This is a genomic window from Sulfurisphaera sp. (assembly GCF_059755235.1).
In genome coordinates this window covers 181265-202775 of the sequence record NZ_DBPRYF010000046.1, presented here as the reverse complement: position 1 = coordinate 202775, position 21511 = coordinate 181265, and the positions used below count along the sequence as shown (strand labels likewise).

Genomic DNA, 21511 nt, shown 5'->3' with positions numbered 1-21511 from the left:
CCAATTCAACTGATAGAAGGAATGTGGCCTACTCCACTGCTTAAGTTGAGTATTGGAGAGAATATTTGGGCAAAACTAGAGTTCTATAATCCATTTAGTCATAGCATAAAAGATAGAACTGCACTATTTTTATTCAAGGAAGCAATAAAGAGAAATGTAAAATCGCTAGTAGAAGCGACATCTGGAAATACTGGAGTAGCGTTATCCGCATTATCAGCTATATTCAAGATAAACTTTACAGTATTTATCCCATCCACAGCGCCGTCTTCCTTTAAGGTTCTATCAAAGCTTTTAGGAGCTAATGTAATAACTGGAGGGTCATCAACGACTGAACTTTTACCATTAGTTAAGAAACTGAGCGAATTTAATGGATATACACATTTAGATCAATTTAATAATGAAATTAATGTTCTTGCGCACTATGAGACTACTGCAAGAGAAATTGATGAACAGACAAAGTCAGTGGGAATAAGGGTTAAGAGAATTATAGCAACTATGGGAACTGCTGGGCATATAGTTGGCATAGCTAAATATTTTAAAGAGAAATATAATGACGAAATCGAAATTATAGGAGTGGAACCAGCAAAAGGAGAAAGAATACCTGGAATTAAGAGGGTGACTGATGATGAGAATAATAAATTTCTTAAAATGGCTAAAATAGACAAAATAGTAGAAGTTAAGCTTCAAGAAGCTATATCTGGTGTTGTAGAGGTAGCAAGGAATGATGGTATATTGATAGGCCTAACCGCTGGTGCAACTGTTGCTGCCTATAAGAAAATATTTCATGAGAGTAAAGAAGCTACGATATTAATATTTCCAGATGATGCATTTAAATACGTGGATGAACTAGGTGCTTATATATAATTAATTTTTTAAGTCATTTCTATGCTAAGTTATATTCCGTGACTACCGAAGTAATAGTCATTTTTAATAAAAATGGAGATATACTAGATTTTTCTCCTAGATCAATAGATTTTAATAAACTACTAGATTTAAAGAATGAGGAAGTATATGACGATGGTGAATTAATAAGGGTTAGAGGAAAAATAGAGAATAAATGAAGTTAGAAGATTTCTTTAGGGGTTTTTATGTTCAAACTCGCGTAATTAATGTCGATGGTAGAAACATAGTCGCAAAATGTTATAGCTCCTCTACATCTTTTAAATGGTATCTTATCTCTCCAGCTTTTAGACGTTATCCATACACTTCTGATCCTTTAGAGAGAATGAATAGAGAAATAAATTTTCTAACATATAATTGGGATAGTAATGTAAAAGTTCCTAAAGTAATAGACTTTGATTTTGATACTCTTTGCATTTATAGAGAGTTCGTAGACGGTGAAGAATTATCCTCTATATTACATTTTAGGGAACTTGGGAAGGCATTAAAATATATACATGAAAAAGGATTCGTTTTAGGGGATACGAAAACAGAGAATTTTCTATTTAATTCAGATATAAATGTGATTGATGCTGAACAGTCAATAGAAACTAAAAATATTTCATATTTTGCATGGGACTTGTTAGTTTTAACATTTTCTATGGCATACAGATTTCTTAAAGATCCACAAACTTTTTATTCAAATTTGCTTTCACTCCTAGATGGTTATTCTGCAACAAAAGAAATAATAAAAGAATTAACAAATGTTACAAACATTCCTCTACTTACCCTTATTCCTTTTACGCATTATAATTATTTTAAAAAAGCTGTTGAGAAATTTTTATAACGATCGATTCATTCTCTTTCTTTATAGTTATTAATTCATCATTAATCCTAGTTCCACAAGCAGGGCATCTATAGAAATATCTTACGACTTTAGTTCCATCAGCATTATTTTCGGCCTCAGCTATAAAGTCCATTCTGATATTGCATTTAGGACATAATAATTCGCTTTTCATATTCAAGTTTATTAGAACGAAAAACATTATAAATATAATGATTGATAGGTTTGGAAGACCCATAGAGGATTTAAGAATTACTCTCACTCACACATGTAACTTTTCATGTTTCTTTTGTCATATGGAAGGAGAAGATAGCTTACAAGGGCTTCTGACGCCAGAAGAAATAGCTTTAGTTTCTAAGGTAAGTATGGTATATGGAGTTAGGTCAGTTAAACTTACCGGTGGAGAGCCTACACTTAGGAGAGATCTAATTCAGATAATAAGGCTACTAAAGGAAACAGGCATAAAAGAAATATCTATGACAACAAATGGTGTATTGTTGGCAAATTTAGCCTATAAACTTAAGGAAGCCGGTTTAGATAGAGTTAACGTTAGCCTTCATTCATTAGATAGAGGGATATTCAAAGAGATAACAAACGTAGACGCGTTAGATAAAGTTATTGAAGGAATAAAAGTAGCTATAGAGGCTGGTTTGAAACCCCTAAAGCTTAACTTTGTGGTAACCAAGAAAAATTTATCTCAATTAGACAAGATAATAGATTTTGCTATGGATATAGGTGTTGATGAACTACATCTAATTGAACTTCATCCGGTAGGATTAGGAAAAGACGCCTTTTATTATCATGAAGATCTTAAGAACATAGAAGAAATCATATCAAAAAAAGCTAATAAAGTTGAAATTAGAAATAAACATTTTAGACCAAGATATTACGTAGATAATTTAGTAATAGAAGTAGTAAAACCATACGCCAACCCAATGTTCTGTTCAGGCTGTAATAGAATAAGACTAACAGTAGATGGTAAGTTAAAGACTTGTCTTTATAGGCAAGATAAGGAGATAGAGATTATAGACATTTTAAGGGGTAATTATACTGAAGGAGAGAAAGTAGAGCTATTACGTCAAGCATTTGAAATAGGAATAGCTATAAGAGAGCCTAACTTCAAATTCAGAGTGAAAGAATATGCGTCTAAATAAGCTACAAAAAATACTTGAGGAAAAAAACCTCAAATGTGGTATTATAACGAATACAGCAAGTATATTTTACTTTACTGGTTATGATTATATAACTACAGATATAGGGAATAGTGTAGCATTAGTGTATTGTGATAGTAATCCAGTAATTATAGTACCACTACTTGAACTATATAGAGCAGAACAAAAAGTTAAAGATATAGATGTTATAGCCTATAGTACTACTTTTTCCGGTGACAAGATATATAGAGGTAGTTTAGTTAACGCAATTCTAAATTACGTTAAAGATAATAAGGTAGGGATAGATGTTCAAAGCACTGCGACTACATTTTATAGCCAACTTATGAATAGATTAGAAATAATAGACATCTCAAAGGATATTTCTCTTACTAGAGCTATAAAAGAACCAGAAGAGTTGGAACTAATAAAGAAAGCTGGAGAAATTACTACTGCATCAATGAAAATCGCTCAAGAAAAAATTATAAGTTCTGAAATATCAGAAAAGCAATTAGCAGGAATAATTGATATGACAATGAGGACTGAAGGCGCAGAGGATTATGCATTTTCTAGTATTGTAGCATTTGCTGAAAATTCGGCTTTCCCTCATCATATTCCTACTGATAAGACAGTAAGAAATGGACAGAACGGAGTAATAGATATTGGAGCCAGATATGAAAAATATTGTTTTGATAGTACGAGAACATTCATAAAGGGTAACAATGACGAAATAAAGAAGATATATGAGATTGTGTTGCAAGCACAATTAGAAGCGATAGATAAAGTTAGAGAAGGCGAAAAAGCATCTGAAATAGACTTAGCAGCTAGAAATGTGATAGAAAAAGCAGGCTACGGGAAGTATTTCATTCATTCCACTGGCCATGGAGTAGGAATTGAAGTCCATGAGTATCCTGCTGTTTCTCCGATATCTGATGCAGAATTAAAAGAAAATATGGTAATAACTGTTGAGCCTGGAATATATCTAAAAGATAAATTCGGTGTAAGAATTGAAGACACATTGATTGTAACTAAGAAGAAACCTATAGTTCTTGAGACCACATTTAAATATATTTAATAATAACCAAAATTATAATCTTTTAGTTTTTAAATAATTTTATAATAAAAGTAATAAATTAGTGCTTTATAGGAAAGGACTTAGTCTGTTTTATTGCCTACTGTATCTAAAGAATCTACAAGATAAGAAAATGAACTTCCACTACATAAACAGTCCAATTTAAATTTGATCCCTAACCTATTACTATTTTTCTTAACTAAAGTTTTTATTCGATGACCTTTAATTATTCTTTGTTATGGAAGAGACCTTAAACCAAGAAAAAACAATTGAAGAAATTGCAAAGCGAGTCAAAGAGATATTAGAGTTACTTGGAGAAGATCCAGAAAGAGAAGGACTTAGAGAGACTCCAATAAGAGTGGCAAAAGCTCTTTTAGAAATGACTAGTGGACTCAGAACTCATCAGCCTCAAATTAAAATATTTAATTTAGCAGAAGATGGAATAACAGAAGATGAAGATCAAGTCATATTAGTTAGAAATATTGGATTTTCATCTTTATGTGAGCATCACCTATTACCGATCATTGGAAAAATACATGTTGCATATATTGTTGGTGAAGAAAGGAAAGTGGCAGGCTTTAGTAAGATAATTAGGATAGCTAATTACTATTCGGCAAGGCCTCAAATCCAAGAGAGGTTAGTACAACAAATTGCTGATGCAATAATGAACAGTGATATTCATCCTAAAGGCGTAATGGTGATCGGGGATGCTATTCATATGTGCTCTTATGTCAGAGGAGTAAAAGATAGAGAAGCAAGTTTGCTCTCAATAGCTACAAGAGGCTCCTTTAAGACCAGTGCGTCTTTGAGAAACTATGTATTTAGATTACTCGAAATATCAAAGAAGTCAAGTTTATTATAAGTTGGAACAAATTTTTTAATTGAATGAGTGACTCAAAAGCTAAAATTATTGAAATACTAAGGAAGATAGGAGAGATTCCTCAGACAGATTTAGTTAAGCTTAGTGGATTATCAAAGAGCAGGCTATCTGAGATTTTATCTGAATTAGAAAAACAAGGTCTTATAGAGAGAAAAAGAAGCTTAGGAAAATCACTGAGTGTTCGACTAAGTAACAGATTCATAAGATTAGGTATAATAAGAGCAGCTGAGTACCCATTTATTATTCCTTTCGTTAACAGTCTTAAGGAAAAAGGATATTATGTTGATATTATAATTTATGAAAACGGACTAAAGCTAACGAGAGATTTAGTTGAAGGTAAAATAAATTTAGGTTTCTCTCCGGTGGTAACTCAACTAATTTTTAAGAAGATTTTTGACAATTTTGATATAATTGCAGGAGGAGCAAAAGGTGGAGGAGGAATCATAGGTGAATCTTTATGCAATACTGTAGGTTCTACATCGATGTCTAGCATGGAAATTTGGTCGTTATTGTTTAATCCCGATTTAGATCTGAAAAATTACGAGTCGCCTGATTCTATGGTTAGTGATCTAAGAAAGCATAAAATTGGTGCAATTGCTATATGGGAGCCATATTTTACGTTACTTTCTAACAATGGTTACCAAGTTTTACACAAATTTGAAGCTTTGCATTGTTGTACGTTAGCTGTGAGGAATGAACTAGATAGTGAATTTATTAAAAGAATATATGAAGATTCTTTTTCAGTTTTTCTGTCACAAAAAGATAGATGGATAAATGATTATGCAAATTTACTTAATTCTGATTATTTAGTACTAAAAGAAAGTGTAAAAAATTATGTTTTTGATTCTTATTTAGATTTGAGTGAAGTAAGAAGAAACTTAAGAAAGATAGGTGTTTTAGGCATCTAGATAGTAGTACACTTCCATTGGGTGTGGATATTGTTGTAAAGTTCTTGATTCATCTCTCTTTAAGTCAATGTATGCGTTTATTATTGAAGAGTTAAACACTGGTTTAAGGAATTCATTATCGCTCTCTAGTTCATCTAATGCCTCTTCAAGTGATCTTGGTAACTCTTTTATCTTTAATTGCTCTTTTCTTTCTTTGCTCATATGGTATATATTCTCGTCAACAGGATCACCAGGATCAATCTTCTTCTTTATTCCATCTAATCCAGCCATTAATAGGGCTGCGAATACTAAGTATGGGTTAGAGGAAGGATCTGGCGGTCTATATTCTAATCTTTTTGCTTTCTCCATTCCTTTATAATATGATGGAATTCTTATCGCTGCGCTTCTATTCCCTTTGCTCCATACTAGATAGATTGGGGCTTCAAAGCCTGGTATTAATCTTCTATAGCTATTTACTGTTGGTGAAGCTATTGCGGAGATGGCTCTACCGTGCTCCAGTATACCCCCTACTATATATCTCCCTATCTGACTTAATTCTGCATACTCGTCATTTGGATCATACATTAGGTTTTTACCATCTTTTGACCATAAGCTAAAATGAGTATGCATTCCAGTTCCGTTGTCCCCAAACATTGGTTTTGGCATAAATGTAGCTACCATACCATGCTTCGCTGCTACATTCTTTAAAACGTATTTTAGTGTTTGTACTTTATCTGCAGTTTCAGCTAACGTAGAAAATCTAAAGTCTATTTCACCTTGTCCTGCAGTGGCTACTTCGTGGTGAGAAGCTTCAATGTCGAAATCAAAATAGTCAGTCAAAATATTAATGGCTTCTAATCTAATATCCATTAATTGATCTATTGGTGGAGCAGGGTAATATCCTTCTTTATATCTTATTATGAAGTATCCATTTTTAGACCAAGGGGCTTCTCTGGCATGAATCTTATAGCCTGTTCCACTTTGTGGTGTAGCAACATCTAGTTCAACTTTATCAAAAATGAAAAATTCCAACTCTGGACCGAAGTAACTCACATAGCCTTCTTCTGATTGTTTTCTCTCAGCTTCTTCTGCTATAAATCTAGGATCCCTTTCAAATCTTCCTTTTCCTCCTCCCCAATGTACTTGAGTTATTACTCTAGCCACTCCTTCGTTCCATGGTACTAGTGCCATGGTATTTGGTATTGGGGTTAATACCATGTCACTTTCGTAAATTGATGTAAATCCTTTTATACTACTTCCATCTAACTTACCAAACCCTGATTTAAATGATTCCTCTGTAAACTCACTAGCAGGAATTGTGATATGTTGTAATCTTCCAGGTAGGTCTGTAAACTGAAGATCTACCCACTTTATATTATTGTCTTTTAAGAATTTTAGGGCTTCTTCGGGCGTTTTAGGTAGTTTTGGCATGAGATGGATTTACTTTAATTGTTTAAAAAGATTATTAGCCTTAAGTATAAAAAGTGTTCAGAAGTTTATATAGGATTCTCAATTATAGATTAGGTAAATGTTAAAAATAGTTTAAAAATATCCTATAAAAAATCTAATGCTCTACATAGGGCAGAAAAGGCTAACTGAATTTTAACTTTCTAAATACTTTTTAATATATTCTTCTAATGAACCTTCATCTATTGCGCCTACTATCTGATCAACTACATTTCCGTTAACAAATATTAGCGTAGTTGGTATATTCATTACTCCATATCTATCAGCAGTCTTTGGATTTTCATCCACGTTAAGCCTTCCAAACACAATTTTATCTTTATATTTTTCAGCCATTTTGTTAAATATTGGCTCATAAATGTGACAAGGGGAGCACCATGGTGCCCAGCAATCCACAAACACAATTTTATTTTTCTTTATGATATCATCTATATTACTATCGGTTATAGTTATTGTAACTTCTTCTTTTCTCAGTATTTTCTCTGCTTTGTCTTCAAGTCTTTTTGCTATTTCTCTAACTAATGTATCTATTTCACTCAATTTTATCTACCACATATACTTTTTTCAATCTCTTATAAAACGCTACTCTTGAATTGACATAATTTAATAACTCATCTTCTATTCCTTGTCTCTTCTGCTTAACTACAACCTTGGCTACTGGTTGTTGTCCTAATTGGCCTGCGTCTTCACCTACTACTTTTACATCTATAACATCTGGATGAGTTCTTAATAATTCTTCTAAGTCTCTAGGAAATATAGGATACCCCTTATATTTCAACATTCTTTTCTTTACTCCTCTAAAGTACAAGAGGCCTTTTTCATCCATACTCATCAAATCACCAGTCTTTAACCACCCATCTGAGAAAACTTTCCTTGTTTCTTCTTTGTCTTTATATCCTAGCATTAGCCATGGTGCTCTGACCCATAATTCGCCTGTCTCACCAACTTTAGCCTCTTCCCCATTGTCTTTAACTAATTTTACTTCAACTTCTGCTAACGGTTTACCAACGCTTATTACATCTGCATATTCTGGTGGTTGAAAAGTTAATACAAATCCTTCAGTAAAACCGTATTGTTGAACAATTTTCTTTCCATATTTGCTATAGAACATATTTACTGTACTAGGAAATAGAGGGGCTGCAGTACTGACGCATAATTCCAAGCTGCTTAGATTTCCATCAACTGTATTTAATGCATCATATATCATTGGTACCGTAGAGAGATAGTTTATAGAATATCTCTCTATTACGTTGGCTACGGATTTTGCATCAAATTTTTTGACAATATACATAGAACCTCCAGCTTCTAATGTTACTCCTAATACACTATTTCCTAATACATGAGCTACTGGCACTGTAAGAATACTTCTAACATCTTTTAGCTTTGTTGCTTTATAGAGCGAGAGTGAATTGAGCTCCATTCTCTTTGCACTATGTAATACTTGCATTGTTCTTCCAGCTATTCCAGCATAGTAGTAAATTAGTCCTACTTCATCTTCTGTATACTCATAAGGATTAGAGCTTACATTTTTCCTTGGTATATTTACGACTGTATTGTATTCTTTTAATATTGTTTTTTCTCTTTCATATATTTCTTCATCTGTGAATATGATATCTGGATTTGAATCCTCTAAAATGAACTTTAAGTCTTCTGCAGAAGTAAGTGGATCAATAGCTACTATTTTTCCTCCAGCCCATAAGATAGCTAAATAGGCTAAAATTGACTCAATTGAGTTAGACATTATATGAGCTACTGTACTCCCAGAAGATATATTAGAAGCAATTTTGCTAATTTCTTCTGCAGCCTGTTCATAAGTTAATGTTTTATTCTCACTTATTAAAAATGGCTTAGATGGGGTCTTTTTACTCCATTCGTAAACAAGCTTTGCTAAACTCATATACTCTTGTTTATACTAGGTGTTTTATATGATAAAAATTTTTGGTCTTTCAAGAATTCATATTACACTTATCGATTTAGAGGGCAAATATGGTAGAATCGATGGAGGTGTCGGTGTAGCATTAAAATATCCAAGAATAGTTGTTAGCACGGGCAATTGTAAAAGAATTGACCTTAAGCTTCCGTTTGATATTCCAAGTTTTTGTGTAGAGGAGGATTTTGAAGAGCACATTGGATTAGGACATACAACACAATATCTTCTCTCGATAGCAAAGCTAGGAGCAGAATATAATTTGAGGAACATAGACGTCATTGAATTGGCAAAAATGGTGAAACGTGGAGGTACGTCAGGCATTGGTGTATATGCTTTTAAACATGGTGGTTTTATACTTGATGGAGGGCATTCTACGAAGGTTAAAAAAGAGGCTACTCCGTCAGATTTCTCTTCTTTTCCGCCTCCTCCTCTAATTGCAAGACATAATTTTCCTTGGTACATTTATGTTAATGTACCATCAAAAGGTCGTAAAATATTTGGAAAAGAAGAGCTAGAAGCATTTAAGAATGCTAAATTAGAAGGAATAGATACATTAAGTAGGGTCATTTTGATGAAACTTGTTCCTTCGGTGATAGAAAATGATCTAGAAGAAGCGTTAGAAGCTATTTGGCTTATCCAAGGTCTAGGGTTTAAAAAAGTAGAAGTAAATTTTCAATCCGAAGAAGTGAAAGATCTAATGAAAAAACTTTATTCTAAAGGTTTTCCAGCTGGAATTTCTTCTTTTGGCCCGGCAATTTATACCTTTGTAAGAACTAAAAGAGAAGGAGAAGAGCTTGTTAGCTCATTTGGGGGATTTATAACTGAGCCAAACAACGAAGGTGCTAGAGTTCAATGGCTGAAAGATTAAATTACGATAATTTCCTACTTGATGATTTAAGAAAAGTATATGGTAGTTATTTAAACGATTTCCTAAACTCATTACTCTTACCTAACAGCAGGCTTTATGTTAGAGTTAATACTTTGAAGACTAGTGTCGAGAATATATTAAAAACCTTAGAGTTTCTTCAACAAGATAATGACTTTAATGAGGCACTCTATGTTAGGTTAAAAGGTCCAAACAAAATAGGAGAGCATGATACAAAAGTTATAGTTGATAAGAGAACAGCTGAAAGTGTGATTATGGGAGCTGATGTGTATAAGCCTGGCGTCAAGAAGATCATAGGGAATGGAAAAGAAGTAAATGTTGTTAGCGAGAACAATGTTGTAGTTGGAGAGGGGGAATTGGTAAATAAAGGGAGTCTTATAGTTAAAGTAACAAACCCTCTTTATCAATCTCCTAAGTTTGCCGATTTACCTCAAGTACGGGAAGGCGAAATCTTATTACAAGGCAAAGCATCTATGTATGTTGCACATCTGTTAGATCCTAGACCTAATGAGCTGATACTTGACATGACTGCTTATCCAGGGGGTAAATTAACTCATGTATATCAACTTGAGCCAAGGAGTAGGATTATAGGTTTTGATCATACTAAAAAGAAAGTTCAAGAATTAAAAGAGAAGGTAGAGAAAATGGGAATGAAAATCGATCTTTATACAGCTGATTCTAGGTACCTTAATGAGGATTTTGGCATAAAGGACGTGGATAAAGTTATCATAGATCCTCCATGTTCTAATCTAGGTGTAAGGCCTAAAGTTTATGATAAGAAAACTCAAAAGGATGTAATAGTTTATCATAATTACCAAAAGCAGTTTCTTAATTCAGCTTATAAGATTCTAAAAAAGAACGGAGTTGTAATTTATTCAACATGTACTGTTACAACTTGGGAGAACGAAAAAGTTATTGAAGATGAAAGATTTGAAATTGAGGAGATTATTAGGTTTCATCCTAACGTTCATGATATGACAGGTTTTTTTATTGCTAAGTTAATTAAGAGAAAATAATGCCAACAGAAGAATATTTAGGTAAAAAACCAAGATTGTCTGAAAAGGCATATATTCATCCTACTGCTTACGTTATAGGCGATGTAAGTATAGGAGAATTATCTAGTCTTTGGCATTATGTAGTTGTTAGGGGAGATAATGATACAATAGAAATTGGAAAAGAGTCTAATATCCAAGAGAACTCAACTGTACATACCGATCCAGGGTATAAAGTCATAATAGGTGATAGAGTAACTATTGGACATAACGCAATTATTCATGGTGCTAAAATTTCCTCAAATGTGATTATAGGAATGGGTGCCATTCTTCTAAATGGATCTGAAATAGGAGAATATTCTATAATAGGTGCTGGAGCTGTAGTAACTCAAGGTACCAAAATTCCTCCCTATAGTGTTGCTGTTGGGGTTCCTGCTAAAGTGATAAAGAAAGTTACTGAAGAGGAGATAAAGTTAATTTCGGAGAATGCAGAAGAGTATTTAAAACATGTTAGGAGGTTTATGAAAATTGAATAGAGACCTAAAAGCTTTTAGATGGTTTGTAAAAACGCAGATCTTGAAAGATCCATTTAACCCTGGTTACGCTACATTTAAGGTAACGTCTAGATGTAATCTTCATTGTACTTTTTGTTTACCAGAATATTATTCGGGCAAATTGGGAGAGGCTAGTACAGAGACCGTGAAAAAAATTATTGATAATTTAAGAGACTCCTCTATAGTTGTACTTTCGTTTGAAGGGGGAGAACCAACATTACGTAATGATATATTAGAACTTTTAAAATATGCTCACGACGGCTCATTCTATGTCATGTTAACAACAAACGGATATAGGTTGAATGATGAAAATTTTCTTTCCAAATTGTCGGATAGTATAGATTTTTTGCACTATTCAATAGATGAGTATCATTGGAATGCAAAGGCTATAGATACCCTATGTAAATTTAGGCAATATGGTCTTAAGGTTAATGTGCAGACTGTTGTTACCAGACATAATCTTAATAAACTAGAAGAAAAAGTCAGAAAGGTGTATGAATGTAGATATAAGATTGTTATATTGCCTGCAATAGATTATCCAGAATCCAAGATAAAGCTAGCACCAGATCCTTACGAGCTTTATGGAGTTCTTTCAGAATTAAAGAAAAAATATGGACCAACTATTAACAATTCATGGGGATTTATTAACGCTCTAATTGGAAAGACCCAAATAAAAAGAGTCGTAAGCTATGCAATTACAATTTATCCTAATGGAGATCTTCCTTATCCAGATGATATAAACGGAAAAATTGTTGGTAATCTATCATATGAGAAATTAGATGATATTCTGAAAAAACCTGTTGTTAAAGAGCTACAAAGGTATATGTTGAATAATCAAGCTAAATTTGAATATTTGCACTTGCAAACTGCTTCGTTTAATAGTGTAAAAGATTTGGCTGAATACGTATATGAAATGGTAAAGTGGAGATTTAGGGGAGAAACCTAACCAAAAATTTTTTTATAAATTTCTTGTAAATCTTCTGTTACAAGATGAGTATATATCTGAGTGGTTCGTATATCTTTGTGTCCTAGTATTTTTTGGACTACTGGTAATGGCATTCCTTTTCTTATTGCTTGGGTTGCAAAAGTGTGTCTTAATATATGTGGCCTTAAATCGATTCCTAGCTTTTTTCCTAGTCTCTTTAGTTTTCTATAAAGAGCATCATAAGTTATGTTAAAGAGTTTTTGATCATTACTCATATTCTTTATATATTTTTCAAGCATTTTTCTAGTTTCCTCTGTGAAGAACACTATTCTTTCTTCTCCATTTTTCGTATTTCTTACTATTATGAATCTTTTTTCAATGTTGATATCTGATTTTCTTATTGATAAAAGCTCTTTTGCACGCAGACCAGTATCTAATAATAGCTGAATAAGTAATTTATCCTTTGTTCTTTTCAATGAGTTCTTTATTTTTTCTATGTCTCCTTCACTTAGTGCTCTTATCTCTCTTCTTCTAGTTCTCGGTATAGTGGGTTTAATATCTATGCCTAACCATTTTAGAAATCTAACAACTGCTATTATGTAATGTCTTGCTGTAGTAGCTTTTTCTCTTCTTTTTTCTAAATCTGATATTACTTTAGCCTTAGTATTTCTATTTAATATATCTATAACCCACTTATTTAGATCACTAGTCGTGATTTGTCTAGGGTCTTTTTTTACAAAATCAAGGAAATCTTTTATGGCTATTGTATACAGTTTTATAGTATTTTCAGATGCGCCAGCAACTGTTAATGCCGATATAAAGTCGTCTAAAGGGTCAACTACAATATCTGGTTTTCCTAACTGCAATTTCACATTATTTATCTTCATTGCAGACTGCTTTTTAAGTAAATAGAGTGTTACTCCTTAATTTTCTATGATAAATATAGAAGAAATATTCAATAGCAAAACTACTTATACCCCACTTCAATTATTACTTATTATGGGTATCCAGGGACCTACAAAAGGAATGATGAGGTCCCCTGACCCCCAAGGGTCCTTGGATACCCTATAGATAATATAATACACCCATTTTACCATTTCTCATCAAATAATATCTTTCTATGAATCTTTTCATTATTTTTCTTATTTTAGAAATCTTTACAGTTTCTATTTTTCCTCTCCATAGTTTATTCGATCTTATATGAATTCCTTCTTTTCCAGTGTCAATAATTGTTATGAATATTGGTGTGAAAGGATCTGTTTTTTTGTTTTTAATATAATTAGCCGCGTAAATTCCCGTTCTCATTGCAAGCTCTCCCAATTTAGGAAAACCATCTATGAGATCTCCTAATATGAATGAATTTTGATATTTTAAATTCTGATCAACTTTGTAAAATTCAAAAGGATAAGACGGTTTGCACGAAGGAATAATATCTTCAGGTTTTTCAGTATATTTTATTCCATATTTATACATATATTTCATTAATATATTACTTATATTTTCTCCTAGATAACTAAGGAAATTACCATGATATTCAACTTCTTTACCTACTTTGTTAAAGTAAAAAGCCAGTTGAATAGCAAGATAATCATAAAGAGGATCTTCCGAGCTAATACTTATTTTACTTTTTTCTTTAATTTTAATTATAGTATTAATTATTTCAGTTTTATTGCATCCAGTAGCAATTATTAAATTTTCAGGATTATACTCAGTTTTATCAGTTTTAACCCATTTAGATTTAAGATCAAAATCAAGTACTTTTTCCTTTCTAACAAAAGGCAATCTCTTAGAATATCGTAAATTATCTCCAAAAACCAAGTTTCTTGTAGAAGCTGTATAGAAAATAAATTCAGGTTTATCCGATATTAAAGTGGATTTAAGTAAATGATAAGCATTTAACCCTGCATAGCCAGAGCCTACAATTAATGTATCCATAGACAAGATAGATTAATTTGGTTAAAAATAAACAGTTTACTGTGAAGATTAGTTTAGCATATTCGAGGGAAGAAGAACTAAAGCCATTAGTTCCTCTGCTTGAAGGTAAAATAAATAATAGAGGGTATGAGATTGAACCTATAAAAATTAAACAAGATGAAGTAAAATTTAATGTTGAAAAATATGATCTGTTATACTTCCCATTGCCTGTTTTATCTACGATAAAGGATGTGAAAATATTATCAAATGGCAGTTATTCAGTAGAGAAACTATTTATAAAGAAAATAAAAGATGAAAAAATTATAAAATTATATCTAAATGGAACCAATTCCACAGAGTTTTATCTAGTAAAGATGTTCGTAAACGGAAATATTGTTCCTTCCTTAAACGATTTCAATGCCGTAATTGATTTTAATGAAGGAGAAATTGACTTGTTTAGTGAGTGGGAGAATGCTTGTGGTAAGCTTCCTATAATTATTTCTATTATTGGAAGCAAAAAACTAACAGAAGACGATCTTTTAAAAATTAAACTCATAGTAAGAGATTCTGCATCATTCTTAGTAAATTCTGGGGAGATTTCCAGTATTTCTAAAGAGCTAGGACTAAAAGGAAGAGAATCCTTAGAATGCTTCTTCAAGTTGTGTAAACAAAAAGGACTGTGCGGAGAAGTTAAATTTTCTTTGCTCTAATTTTTCTTGCAATCTTTATCATCTTTATAAACACTGGTATTGCAACTATGAGCTCTATTGGATATGGAATGTTCATGATAAACAAAACGAATGACAATATGAATAGTGATATTTGTGCATATAATCCTATCATATAATTTTGTTATATCGAATCAATTTAATGTAAGTCAACATAATTCGCGATATTACGCTTGCTTAATTATCTTTAGTATTTTCAGCCAAGTCCGAGTTTTTCAAAAAAATAGAGACTTTATGATACCTAAAATAATTCAAGCTTATGAGCAAAAGCTCCCTTCCGAGTTAAATTATTGGTTTGTAAATGAAAATGGAAAAATTAAAGTGCTTTCTGATGCTATAAAAAGCCCGGAAATCTATATAGATAAAGAAGTAAAAATAGAAGGAGAATGGATTTACAAGAGAGATCATTACGTAGTGAAAAGAGATGAAGAGAAAGAAGATGTTATCTATTCAAATGCTAATGCAATTGATTTTCTCTACATCGATAATGAAGTCCGTCCGGTAGAGAGAAAAGGCAAAAATGTAATCTTTAACGGGGAGAAGTATTCACTCTTCTATCGTAAATTTGGGTTTTCCGTATTGGAAAATAAGAACAAAGTATTAGTTTTCAATAACAACAAAGAGATTGAATTAGATAAGCCTGTTGGTTATAGAATAACTCCGCTGTATGCTAACTTGGTTTATGAAAGTTATTCTATCACTGTCGATACAAACGGGAATAAATTCTTGTATAACAGACCAGACTTTTATCTAGGGACTTCAAGCAAAGGGAAAATATTCCAAACCTTATCCGGGAAAATAGTAACAGAAGGAGAGTATGATTTGCTTGGAGTCTGCACTTCTGAAACTTACTATTTGGGCGAGGCCTCTATTGGTTTAGTATTAATATGCGACAAAAAAGTAAAGTATTATTATAGAGGAGGATGGGCGTATTTATCTAATACATCAAATTTATTAGCAAACTTCGCAAATTATAATTATATTATAATAACCGATATGCATACTAGTATATATGATGGTAATTTAAAGAAATTATTTGATTTAAATAATATACACTCAATTATAGCAGATAGGAAATATATATATATAATATCCAGTTCTAAGAAATTGTATATAATAGAACCATCCAGTGACTATTTTCCATTAGAGATATCACATGATTCTCATGGGGTTATTGTTGCTGTGAATAAGGAATTTTATGCTTCACTTAAACTGGGCAAAGGGCTGATTAAAGTTAGTGAGGCCAGTAATGGTGAGAAAGTAATAATAAGAGTAGAAGCAAGCCGTCTTTCTGTAACCACTCAAAGCAAAATAGAGGTTAGCAATGAATTATTTGTATATAATAAAGATATCGTTATACAGCCCTTAGAGTCTGAGTTAAGTCTATTGGAAGGGTATATATTTCTCACGAAGAACGGGAGAGTTAAGAACGTGAATGAGTTTTACAATGCTATACTAAAAAGTAGGATCAAATACAAAATTCCTAGTAAATTGGGTAGCATAATAAAATTAAAAATCCTTGGAAAGGAATATTCGTTTTCCGTCACTAATTCCGAGGGGGAACTTTCAATTAATATTCCTATAGTAAAATTCAATTCAAATGAAGAAGTACTTTTTCTCTCATTAGAGCGTAATGGATTCGTAGAGACTTCGAAAGAATATGTAATTAAGGTAAAAGAAGTAAAAGAAAGTAGAAATTATCGAACGGTTCAGCAAATAGAAAATGCATCAAGAAGAATAATTACTAAAAGTGAGGATGAGTCCTTTGAATGGGTGAGAGTGGAGGAATATCAAGACATTTATGATAATGTGATAATAGCTAAAGAAGGAGATATTGTTACTATAGAAGAAGAAAGATTTAAAACTAAATCTGGGTCTCAAAAGATAATTATACAAAAAGATAATTATGTAAGGGAATATTTCGTATATGGATTACCTAACCCTATAAAGAGTGTTATAGCCTTTCTTCAAAATAATAAGTTAATTATTAATATTGACCTTCGATACAATCTACCAATTACAGTGATTTATGGGACACAAATAGAAACAAGTTTGAAAGGCGAATTTATATTCGACCTTGACCCTGCTTATTCGACGGTTATTGTGAAGGCTTATTACTCGGAGAATATAAAATGGGAATTCAATTATAAAATTGTGGAATTAATTAAAAGTGCTCTTAGTAATGCGGAAAAAATTTCTACTAATATAAAGGAACAGCTAAATAATTATGGAATCTTATAATTCATCTTTCTTATATCTGTTTGCCTGTTAAAGATAATAATCTAAAATAGTTTCATTTCACTGTGACTCGGCTTTTATTATAAAAAGTATGATATGAACGTTCTAAAAGAATATTATGTAGGCCCTGTAAAGATAACAATTACGAAAGATGAGAATAACATTTGTAGATATGTTGTTGAAGAACCTAAGCTATCTTCTTATGAGGAGAATGTAAAAGAGGAGATAACTTCCCAAATTCTGTATATAACATCTAACAATATTGAAGATTATATCATAAAAATTTTGAAGGATAGGGGGTTCAAGGACGAATCTATTGAAAAGCTTCTATATCATATAAAGAAGCATGTACTTTATGATATTATAACACCGCTAATTCTAGATCAAGATATCGAAGAAATCGAATGTAGGGGATTCGGTAACCCGATTACCGTAGTTCATAGATCATTTAGTGAGTGTATAAGACTTTACACCAATATAATCCTAGAAAGCGACGATCAAACAATAAGGATTATTGAAAAACTTGCGACGAAAGCAAACAAAAGTATTAATATAGCGAAACCTTATCTGGAATTCTCTCTTCCAGAGGGACATAGAGTAGCGGCAACTATAAATAATGAGATTTCGTTGCCAGGATCTACTTTTGATATCAGAAAGTTTCCTGCTAAGCCATTAAGTATAACGTCTATGATTTTAAATGGTATGTTGAATGAACTAGTTGCTGCATATTTGTGGTTCTTGATGGAGTATAAACCATTCGTTATGTTATTAGGGCCAACCGGATCGGGGAAAACATCATTGCTTACGGCTATTCTTAACATGATTAATCCAAATTATAAAATTTTGACAATAGAAGACACTCCTGAGATAAACATAGTTAGTGGAAATTGGGTAAGGTTCATAAGCAGATCCACTTTAGGAGGAAATTACGATGTAACGCTTAATGATTTGGCAAAGCTCTCTTTAAGATATAGACCAGATTATCTTGTTATTGGGGAGGTAAGAGGGAAAGAAATAGAAGCCCTAATTCATGCATCAGCCTCTGGTCATGGTTCATTAACTACTTTTCATGGTTCCAGGCCAATAGATGCCGTAACTAGAATAACTGACCTCCTTTCGTCTGATTTATCTAAATTATTTCTTCAGACAATATGGGTATTTATAATAATAGGGAATAGAAAAGAAGGAAAGAAGAATGTTAGATCTATTCTATCTGTATATGAAACTGTAATTGATAAGCGTGAAATAAAATTCAAAAAAGTTATTCAGTGGGATTTCAATAAAAATACATTTGTCCCAACAGATATCTCTTCATTGTTAAAAAGATCATATAGACTTAAATGGATATCAAAAACCTACGGTCTTTCGATAAACGAGGTAAAAAATGAAATTCAAAAGAGAGCAAATTACTTGAGTAAACTAATTAATGAAAAGGTAATAGATTTTTTAGATGTTTCTTCTGAAATTAGAAAGTTTTATGGTGGTGAAATTAGCTATGAAAGTGAGGCCATATCTTAATTTAAAAAAACTTAGTAAGTTAGTGCCTTGTAATCTATTTAACGATAGGATTAAAAAATATATTGAATATTATGGTGATGACATATTTATTATATGCAAGAAATATTATAAGATTTTAAAGATATTTATACCTTTAACTATAATTATAGCAATACTTGGAGTTCTAAAGTTCAAGTTCCTATTGCTCTCTGTTGTTCCATTAGCACTAATAGCTTATTTATATCCTCTTTTATATGCTTGGTCAAGAACCGAGGAACATAAAAAGGTGGTAAATTCCGAGGCTCCATTTATTGCTCTAGTAGCTTATATAGATTCTCTTGTAGATAAAGGGTTAAATTATACTTTTAAAGAGTTATCAGAGATACAAGAATTAAAAGTTCCTAAAGTTGAACAGAACTTTCTGCTTAAAATGACTAACTATATGAATATGCCCTTTTCAAAAGCCATAGAAAAAAGAGCGTTAGTCCATAATGGGGATCTATTAGGTAAATTATACAACAATTATCTTTCTGCGCTTAGTTTAGGAATCACTGTTAGGGATAGATTAAAAGATGCTCTAAAGGATCTATTAAATGATCTGAAGGATTCCTACAAAAGTTACGTAGAAAAATCTACTGAATTAACTGAACTAGAATTTTCATTGTTTTTATTACTCCCGATAGTGCTCATAGGTTTCTCGTTTACTTTTAAAGTATCTTTAACTGAACTATTCCTTCCTTTATTGTTTGTTCCTCCAATAATTTTTCTTGTTTCATCTATCCAACCCAATGTAGAATATAACATAAAATACGGTAAATATCTTTACACCTTGGTTATGATTCCGGTTCTCCTACTTATTCCAAACATTAATTTGGAATATAAGATCTTAGGCTCTATTTCAGTACTTTTAGTGTTGAGTTACTACATATATTCACAGATAACATTAGCTAATGAGCTTGAGAAATCGTTGCCTATTCTTCTCAAAGAAGTTTCTGAATATCTCAAAATAGGCTACACAATACAAAATGCAATACCAAAAGTAAAATTAAATTCTAGGAGAGTTAACATAATCTTAGAAAACTTTCTTAGAAAACCAGACTCGGTTAGTTCTCCTTCAAAGTTATTCAATGTTACATTTAAGCTTCTGTTCATTATTGCTAAGACAGGTTCATCGTCTATTTCTTTAGAGGAATTAGCTAATTCTATTAGTGAGATAATTTACAATAAAAACAATTTGATAAAGCAGCTAAAATTATTTGATATTATGGCTATTCTTACGCCAATTATGTTATGGTTAACTTTTGGTATGTTAGGGAAGATATCTATCACGACGATCCCTAGTGTTAGCATTATTTCAGCTTATAGTGTAGCTTCTGTTTTAATATTCTCCAAGATATCAAGGTTTACATTACTTTACTTTCCATCAATGTTATTAATGGCTATTATCTTAGCAATACTTTCAGTATTGCCTCCCGTCTTTTTATGAATATAAAATAATGAAGTGGGATGAAAAAACTACAAAATAAAACAAAAGGTATCTCATCGATTTTAGGTACTGTAATTGTTTTAGCTATAACAATAGCCTTAGGTGGTTTACTATATGCATATTCTAATGGTATGTTTAGCAACTTAACGCAAAATGCAAATGTAAATGCACAAGCTCAAATAATAGTAAATCCTTCTACTAATCAATCATATCTACAGTATAGCTTAACAAACAATGGTAATTTGCAAGTGAGTATAACTTCAATAGATATTGGAAATCATACTATTGAGAACTTAAATATAACGTTAAACCCAGGTGAGTCCTATCAAAATGTTACAACATTATCAAGCACTGCAAATTCTAATGTAAAATTTCAAGCAGGTAGTTATTATACCGTTATTTTCATCGGCCATACTGCTACTGGTAAACCATTCTCAATAGCCTTAAATGTCTTGGCCTCTGAGACTGCGTGATCAAGATGAAAGGTATATCATCAATTTTTTCTTCCCTTATTGTTACACTTGTAACCCTATCCTTAGCAGTTCCTTTATTTCTCTATTTTAATTCCATATACAATACAAATTCAAATACTGTAGGACAGAACTTCAATAAATTGAATAACGCCTTGTCTACCCAATTTAGTGTGATAAAACTAGGTAATAAACCGAGTCAAATATATGTTTATAATTATGGGAGTTCAGTCATAAATATTAGTCTATTAATGATAAATAATTCTAGTTATCATATAAATGTTATATTAAAACCTAATGAAATAATTTCACTTAGTGATATGGTAACTAAAATATCTAATGTTTCTCTAGAGAATGCCACAATAATTATTGAGGCTAATGGAAATTATTACTATGTTAATTAAATATTATACACTTAAGTTATTTCTAAGTCTTTTTTTACAGTTATCTCAATCTCAAGGTCTTTTTGTAATGCTTCAAGTATTTCTTCTCCTTTTTCTGTAAGCTTATACACCTTGTGTGATCCTTTAGAATAGATAATCTCGATGAGTTTTAGTTCCTCAAGAATATGAAATAATGCCAAAACTTCATATCTAGGTAACCCAGTATAAATAACTGCTTCCCCGGGGTTTATGTGACCTTTTTTTATTGCTTCAAGGACAAGTTTAATCTCATACATCAAATTTAACTTTTTATTTCAAACATTTTTAAGGCAAA

At 31.8% G+C, this 21511-nt stretch carries 25 protein-coding genes; 17 read left to right on the top strand and 8 right to left on the bottom strand.

Translation table 11 applies throughout. The features are described 5' to 3' along the window. The first annotated feature begins 21 nt into the window (after window positions 1-21). Genes AC3OCB_RS08035 through AC3OCB_RS08025 form a run of 3 tightly spaced genes read left to right on the top strand, consistent with a single transcriptional unit; the run spans window position 22 to window position 1726 of the window. Window positions 22-864, top strand: coding sequence for a cysteine synthase family protein (locus tag AC3OCB_RS08035; RefSeq protein WP_498341977.1), 843 nt, complete (start codon window positions 22-24; stop codon window positions 862-864). A 38-nt stretch (window positions 865-902) separates the two neighbouring features. Next, window positions 903-1061: a hypothetical protein gene (locus AC3OCB_RS08030; RefSeq protein WP_498341845.1), complete on the top strand. Its 159-nt coding sequence runs from the start codon at window positions 903-905 to the stop codon at window positions 1059-1061. Next, window positions 1058-1726 carry a hypothetical protein gene (locus tag AC3OCB_RS08025; protein WP_498341844.1) on the top strand — a complete coding sequence of 223 codons (669 nt, stop codon included), beginning with the start codon at window positions 1058-1060 and terminating at the stop codon, window positions 1724-1726. Before AC3OCB_RS08030 ends, AC3OCB_RS08025 begins: the two co-directional genes overlap by 4 nt. Here AC3OCB_RS08025 and AC3OCB_RS08020 read toward each other — a convergent pair. Continuing rightward, entirely contained in the window at window positions 1698-1898 is a 201-nt protein-coding gene (locus tag AC3OCB_RS08020) for a hypothetical protein (protein WP_498341985.1), read from the bottom strand. The genes AC3OCB_RS08025 and AC3OCB_RS08020 overlap by 29 nt on opposite strands. A gap of 37 nt (window positions 1899-1935) precedes the next feature. Here AC3OCB_RS08020 and moaA point away from each other — a divergent pair, with 37 nt between their 5' ends. The 4 genes from moaA to AC3OCB_RS08000 all read left to right on the top strand — a co-directional run bounded on the left by moaA (window position 1936) and on the right by AC3OCB_RS08000 (window position 5731). Then, complete coding sequence (gene moaA, locus AC3OCB_RS08015; RefSeq protein WP_498341843.1) at window positions 1936-2877, top strand: GTP 3',8-cyclase MoaA; 942 nt, start codon at window positions 1936-1938, stop codon at window positions 2875-2877. Next, window positions 2864-3946 carry a M24 family metallopeptidase gene (locus AC3OCB_RS08010; protein WP_498341842.1) on the top strand — a complete coding sequence of 361 codons (1083 nt, stop codon included), beginning with the start codon at window positions 2864-2866 and terminating at the stop codon, window positions 3944-3946. The genes moaA and AC3OCB_RS08010 overlap by 14 nt, the downstream gene beginning before the upstream one ends. A gap of 235 nt (window positions 3947-4181) precedes the next feature. Further along, on the top strand, window positions 4182-4805 hold the full coding sequence (gene folE / locus AC3OCB_RS08005) for a GTP cyclohydrolase I (RefSeq protein WP_498341841.1): 624 nt from the start codon (window positions 4182-4184) through the stop codon (window positions 4803-4805). A 23-nt stretch (window positions 4806-4828) separates the two neighbouring features. Continuing rightward, window positions 4829-5731 carry a MarR family transcriptional regulator gene (locus tag AC3OCB_RS08000; protein WP_498341840.1) on the top strand — a complete coding sequence of 301 codons (903 nt, stop codon included), beginning with the start codon at window positions 4829-4831 and terminating at the stop codon, window positions 5729-5731. On the opposite strand, the gene glnA is transcribed toward AC3OCB_RS08000, so the two are convergent. The 3 genes from glnA to AC3OCB_RS07985 form a co-directional block, all read right to left on the bottom strand. Further along, complete coding sequence (glnA, locus tag AC3OCB_RS07995) at window positions 5720-7141, bottom strand: type I glutamate--ammonia ligase (protein WP_498341839.1); 1422 nt, start codon at window positions 7139-7141, stop codon at window positions 5720-5722. The genes AC3OCB_RS08000 and glnA overlap by 12 nt on opposite strands. A 171-nt stretch (window positions 7142-7312) precedes the next feature. After that, window positions 7313-7714, bottom strand: a complete 402-nt coding sequence (gene trxA, locus AC3OCB_RS07990) for a thioredoxin (protein ID WP_498341838.1) — start codon at window positions 7712-7714, stop codon at window positions 7313-7315. Then, window positions 7707-9071 carry a class I adenylate-forming enzyme family protein gene (locus AC3OCB_RS07985; RefSeq protein ID WP_498341836.1) on the bottom strand — a complete coding sequence of 455 codons (1365 nt, stop codon included), beginning with the start codon at window positions 9069-9071 and terminating at the stop codon, window positions 7707-7709. Before AC3OCB_RS07985 ends, trxA begins: the two co-directional genes overlap by 8 nt. A gap of 28 nt (window positions 9072-9099) precedes the next feature. Here AC3OCB_RS07985 and AC3OCB_RS07980 point away from each other — a divergent pair, with 28 nt between their 5' ends. Genes AC3OCB_RS07980 through AC3OCB_RS07965 form a run of 4 tightly spaced genes read left to right on the top strand, consistent with a single transcriptional unit; the run spans window position 9100 to window position 12482 of the window. Further along, window positions 9100-9972 carry a beta-ribofuranosylaminobenzene 5'-phosphate synthase family protein gene (locus AC3OCB_RS07980; RefSeq protein WP_498341835.1) on the top strand — a complete coding sequence of 291 codons (873 nt, stop codon included), beginning with the start codon at window positions 9100-9102 and terminating at the stop codon, window positions 9970-9972. Next, on the top strand, window positions 9957-11006 hold the full coding sequence (locus AC3OCB_RS07975; RefSeq protein ID WP_498341834.1) for a methyltransferase domain-containing protein: 1050 nt from the start codon (window positions 9957-9959) through the stop codon (window positions 11004-11006). Before AC3OCB_RS07980 ends, AC3OCB_RS07975 begins: the two co-directional genes overlap by 16 nt. After that, window positions 11006-11518, top strand: a complete 513-nt coding sequence (locus AC3OCB_RS07970; protein ID WP_498341833.1) for a gamma carbonic anhydrase family protein — start codon at window positions 11006-11008, stop codon at window positions 11516-11518. The genes AC3OCB_RS07975 and AC3OCB_RS07970 overlap by 1 nt, the downstream gene beginning before the upstream one ends. Then, window positions 11511-12482 (top strand): radical SAM/SPASM domain-containing protein, encoded by a 972-nt coding sequence (locus AC3OCB_RS07965; protein WP_498341832.1) that lies wholly within the window; start codon window positions 11511-11513, stop codon window positions 12480-12482. Before AC3OCB_RS07970 ends, AC3OCB_RS07965 begins: the two co-directional genes overlap by 8 nt. Here the strand turns inward: AC3OCB_RS07965 and xerA are convergent. Together xerA and AC3OCB_RS07955 are read right to left on the bottom strand one after the other, a co-directional pair. Continuing rightward, window positions 12479-13333 carry a site-specific tyrosine recombinase/integron integrase gene (gene xerA / locus AC3OCB_RS07960; protein ID WP_498341831.1) on the bottom strand — a complete coding sequence of 285 codons (855 nt, stop codon included), beginning with the start codon at window positions 13331-13333 and terminating at the stop codon, window positions 12479-12481. The two genes, AC3OCB_RS07965 and xerA, sit on opposite strands and share 4 nt — an antisense overlap. A 193-nt stretch (window positions 13334-13526) precedes the next feature. Further along, window positions 13527-14396, bottom strand: coding sequence for a hypothetical protein (locus AC3OCB_RS07955; RefSeq protein WP_498341830.1), 870 nt, complete (start codon window positions 14394-14396; stop codon window positions 13527-13529). A gap of 41 nt (window positions 14397-14437) precedes the next feature. On the opposite strand from AC3OCB_RS07955, the gene AC3OCB_RS07950 reads away from it, so the two are divergent. After that, window positions 14438-15085 (top strand): hypothetical protein, encoded by a 648-nt coding sequence (locus AC3OCB_RS07950; protein ID WP_498341828.1) that lies wholly within the window; start codon window positions 14438-14440, stop codon window positions 15083-15085. Here the strand turns inward: AC3OCB_RS07950 and AC3OCB_RS07945 are convergent. Beyond that, complete coding sequence (locus AC3OCB_RS07945; RefSeq protein ID WP_498341827.1) at window positions 15066-15218, bottom strand: hypothetical protein; 153 nt, start codon at window positions 15216-15218, stop codon at window positions 15066-15068. The two genes, AC3OCB_RS07950 and AC3OCB_RS07945, sit on opposite strands and share 20 nt — an antisense overlap. Window positions 15219-15337: 119 nt before the next feature. On the opposite strand from AC3OCB_RS07945, the gene AC3OCB_RS07940 reads away from it, so the two are divergent. The 5 genes from AC3OCB_RS07940 to upsB all read left to right on the top strand — a co-directional run bounded on the left by AC3OCB_RS07940 (window position 15338) and on the right by upsB (window position 21198). Further along, window positions 15338-17344, top strand: coding sequence for a hypothetical protein (locus AC3OCB_RS07940; RefSeq protein ID WP_498341826.1), 2007 nt, complete (start codon window positions 15338-15340; stop codon window positions 17342-17344). 93 nt (window positions 17345-17437) lie between these two features. After that, the gene (locus AC3OCB_RS07935) at window positions 17438-18859 is read left to right on the top strand and encodes a type II/IV secretion system ATPase subunit (protein WP_498341825.1); all 1422 of its coding nucleotides are present in this window, start codon (window positions 17438-17440) and stop codon (window positions 18857-18859) included. Beyond that, window positions 18843-20324 carry a membrane pilin protein UpsF gene (gene upsF, locus AC3OCB_RS07930; RefSeq protein WP_498341824.1) on the top strand — a complete coding sequence of 494 codons (1482 nt, stop codon included), beginning with the start codon at window positions 18843-18845 and terminating at the stop codon, window positions 20322-20324. The genes AC3OCB_RS07935 and upsF overlap by 17 nt, the downstream gene beginning before the upstream one ends. A gap of 20 nt (window positions 20325-20344) precedes the next feature. Then, entirely contained in the window at window positions 20345-20797 is a 453-nt protein-coding gene (upsA, locus tag AC3OCB_RS07925; RefSeq protein ID WP_498341823.1) for a pilin subunit UpsA, read from the top strand. Between the two features lie 5 nt (window positions 20798-20802). After that, entirely contained in the window at window positions 20803-21198 is a 396-nt protein-coding gene (upsB, locus tag AC3OCB_RS07920; protein ID WP_498341822.1) for a pilin subunit UpsB, read from the top strand. Window positions 21199-21209: 11 nt separating this feature from the next. On the opposite strand, the gene AC3OCB_RS07915 is transcribed toward upsB, so the two are convergent. Continuing rightward, a complete protein-coding gene (locus AC3OCB_RS07915; protein WP_498341821.1) occupies window positions 21210-21473 on the bottom strand; it encodes an SSO5209 family protein in 264 nt (87 codons plus the stop codon). Between the last annotated feature and the right edge of the window lie 38 nt (window positions 21474-21511).

What these genes read in the sequence shown, in the direction of transcription:
- AC3OCB_RS07955 (WP_498341830.1), bottom strand. Translation starts at nt 14,396, where the DNA reads ATGGATACATTAATTGTAGGCTCTGGCTATGCAGGGTTAAATGCTTAT.
- AC3OCB_RS07980 (WP_498341835.1), top strand. Translation starts at nt 9,100, where the DNA reads ATGATAAAAATTTTTGGTCTTTCAAGAATTCATATTACACTTATCGAT.
- AC3OCB_RS07975 (WP_498341834.1), top strand. Translation starts at nt 9,957, where the DNA reads ATGGCTGAAAGATTAAATTACGATAATTTCCTACTTGATGATTTAAGA.
- AC3OCB_RS08035 (WP_498341977.1), top strand. Translation starts at nt 22, where the DNA reads ATGTGGCCTACTCCACTGCTTAAGTTGAGTATTGGAGAGAATATTTGG.
- AC3OCB_RS07970 (WP_498341833.1), top strand. Translation starts at nt 11,006, where the DNA reads ATGCCAACAGAAGAATATTTAGGTAAAAAACCAAGATTGTCTGAAAAG.
- glnA (WP_498341839.1), bottom strand. Translation starts at nt 7,141, where the DNA reads ATGCCAAAACTACCTAAAACGCCCGAAGAAGCCCTAAAATTCTTAAAA.
- AC3OCB_RS07945 (WP_498341827.1), bottom strand. Translation starts at nt 15,218, where the DNA reads ATGATAGGATTATATGCACAAATATCACTATTCATATTGTCATTCGTT.
- AC3OCB_RS07940 (WP_498341826.1), top strand. Translation starts at nt 15,338, where the DNA reads ATGATACCTAAAATAATTCAAGCTTATGAGCAAAAGCTCCCTTCCGAG.
- AC3OCB_RS07985 (WP_498341836.1), bottom strand. Translation starts at nt 9,071, where the DNA reads ATGAGTTTAGCAAAGCTTGTTTACGAATGGAGTAAAAAGACCCCATCT.
- AC3OCB_RS07935 (WP_498341825.1), top strand. Translation starts at nt 17,438, where the DNA reads ATGAACGTTCTAAAAGAATATTATGTAGGCCCTGTAAAGATAACAATT.
- AC3OCB_RS08020 (WP_498341985.1), bottom strand. Translation starts at nt 1,898, where the DNA reads ATGAAAAGCGAATTATTATGTCCTAAATGCAATATCAGAATGGACTTT.
- AC3OCB_RS08025 (WP_498341844.1), top strand. Translation starts at nt 1,058, where the DNA reads ATGAAGTTAGAAGATTTCTTTAGGGGTTTTTATGTTCAAACTCGCGTA.
- folE (WP_498341841.1), top strand. Translation starts at nt 4,182, where the DNA reads ATGGAAGAGACCTTAAACCAAGAAAAAACAATTGAAGAAATTGCAAAG.
- upsA (WP_498341823.1), top strand. Translation starts at nt 20,345, where the DNA reads ATGAAAAAACTACAAAATAAAACAAAAGGTATCTCATCGATTTTAGGT.
- AC3OCB_RS07915 (WP_498341821.1), bottom strand. Translation starts at nt 21,473, where the DNA reads ATGTATGAGATTAAACTTGTCCTTGAAGCAATAAAAAAAGGTCACATA.
- upsB (WP_498341822.1), top strand. Translation starts at nt 20,803, where the DNA reads ATGAAAGGTATATCATCAATTTTTTCTTCCCTTATTGTTACACTTGTA.
- AC3OCB_RS08010 (WP_498341842.1), top strand. Translation starts at nt 2,864, where the DNA reads ATGCGTCTAAATAAGCTACAAAAAATACTTGAGGAAAAAAACCTCAAA.
- moaA (WP_498341843.1), top strand. Translation starts at nt 1,936, where the DNA reads ATGATTGATAGGTTTGGAAGACCCATAGAGGATTTAAGAATTACTCTC.
- AC3OCB_RS08000 (WP_498341840.1), top strand. Translation starts at nt 4,829, where the DNA reads ATGAGTGACTCAAAAGCTAAAATTATTGAAATACTAAGGAAGATAGGA.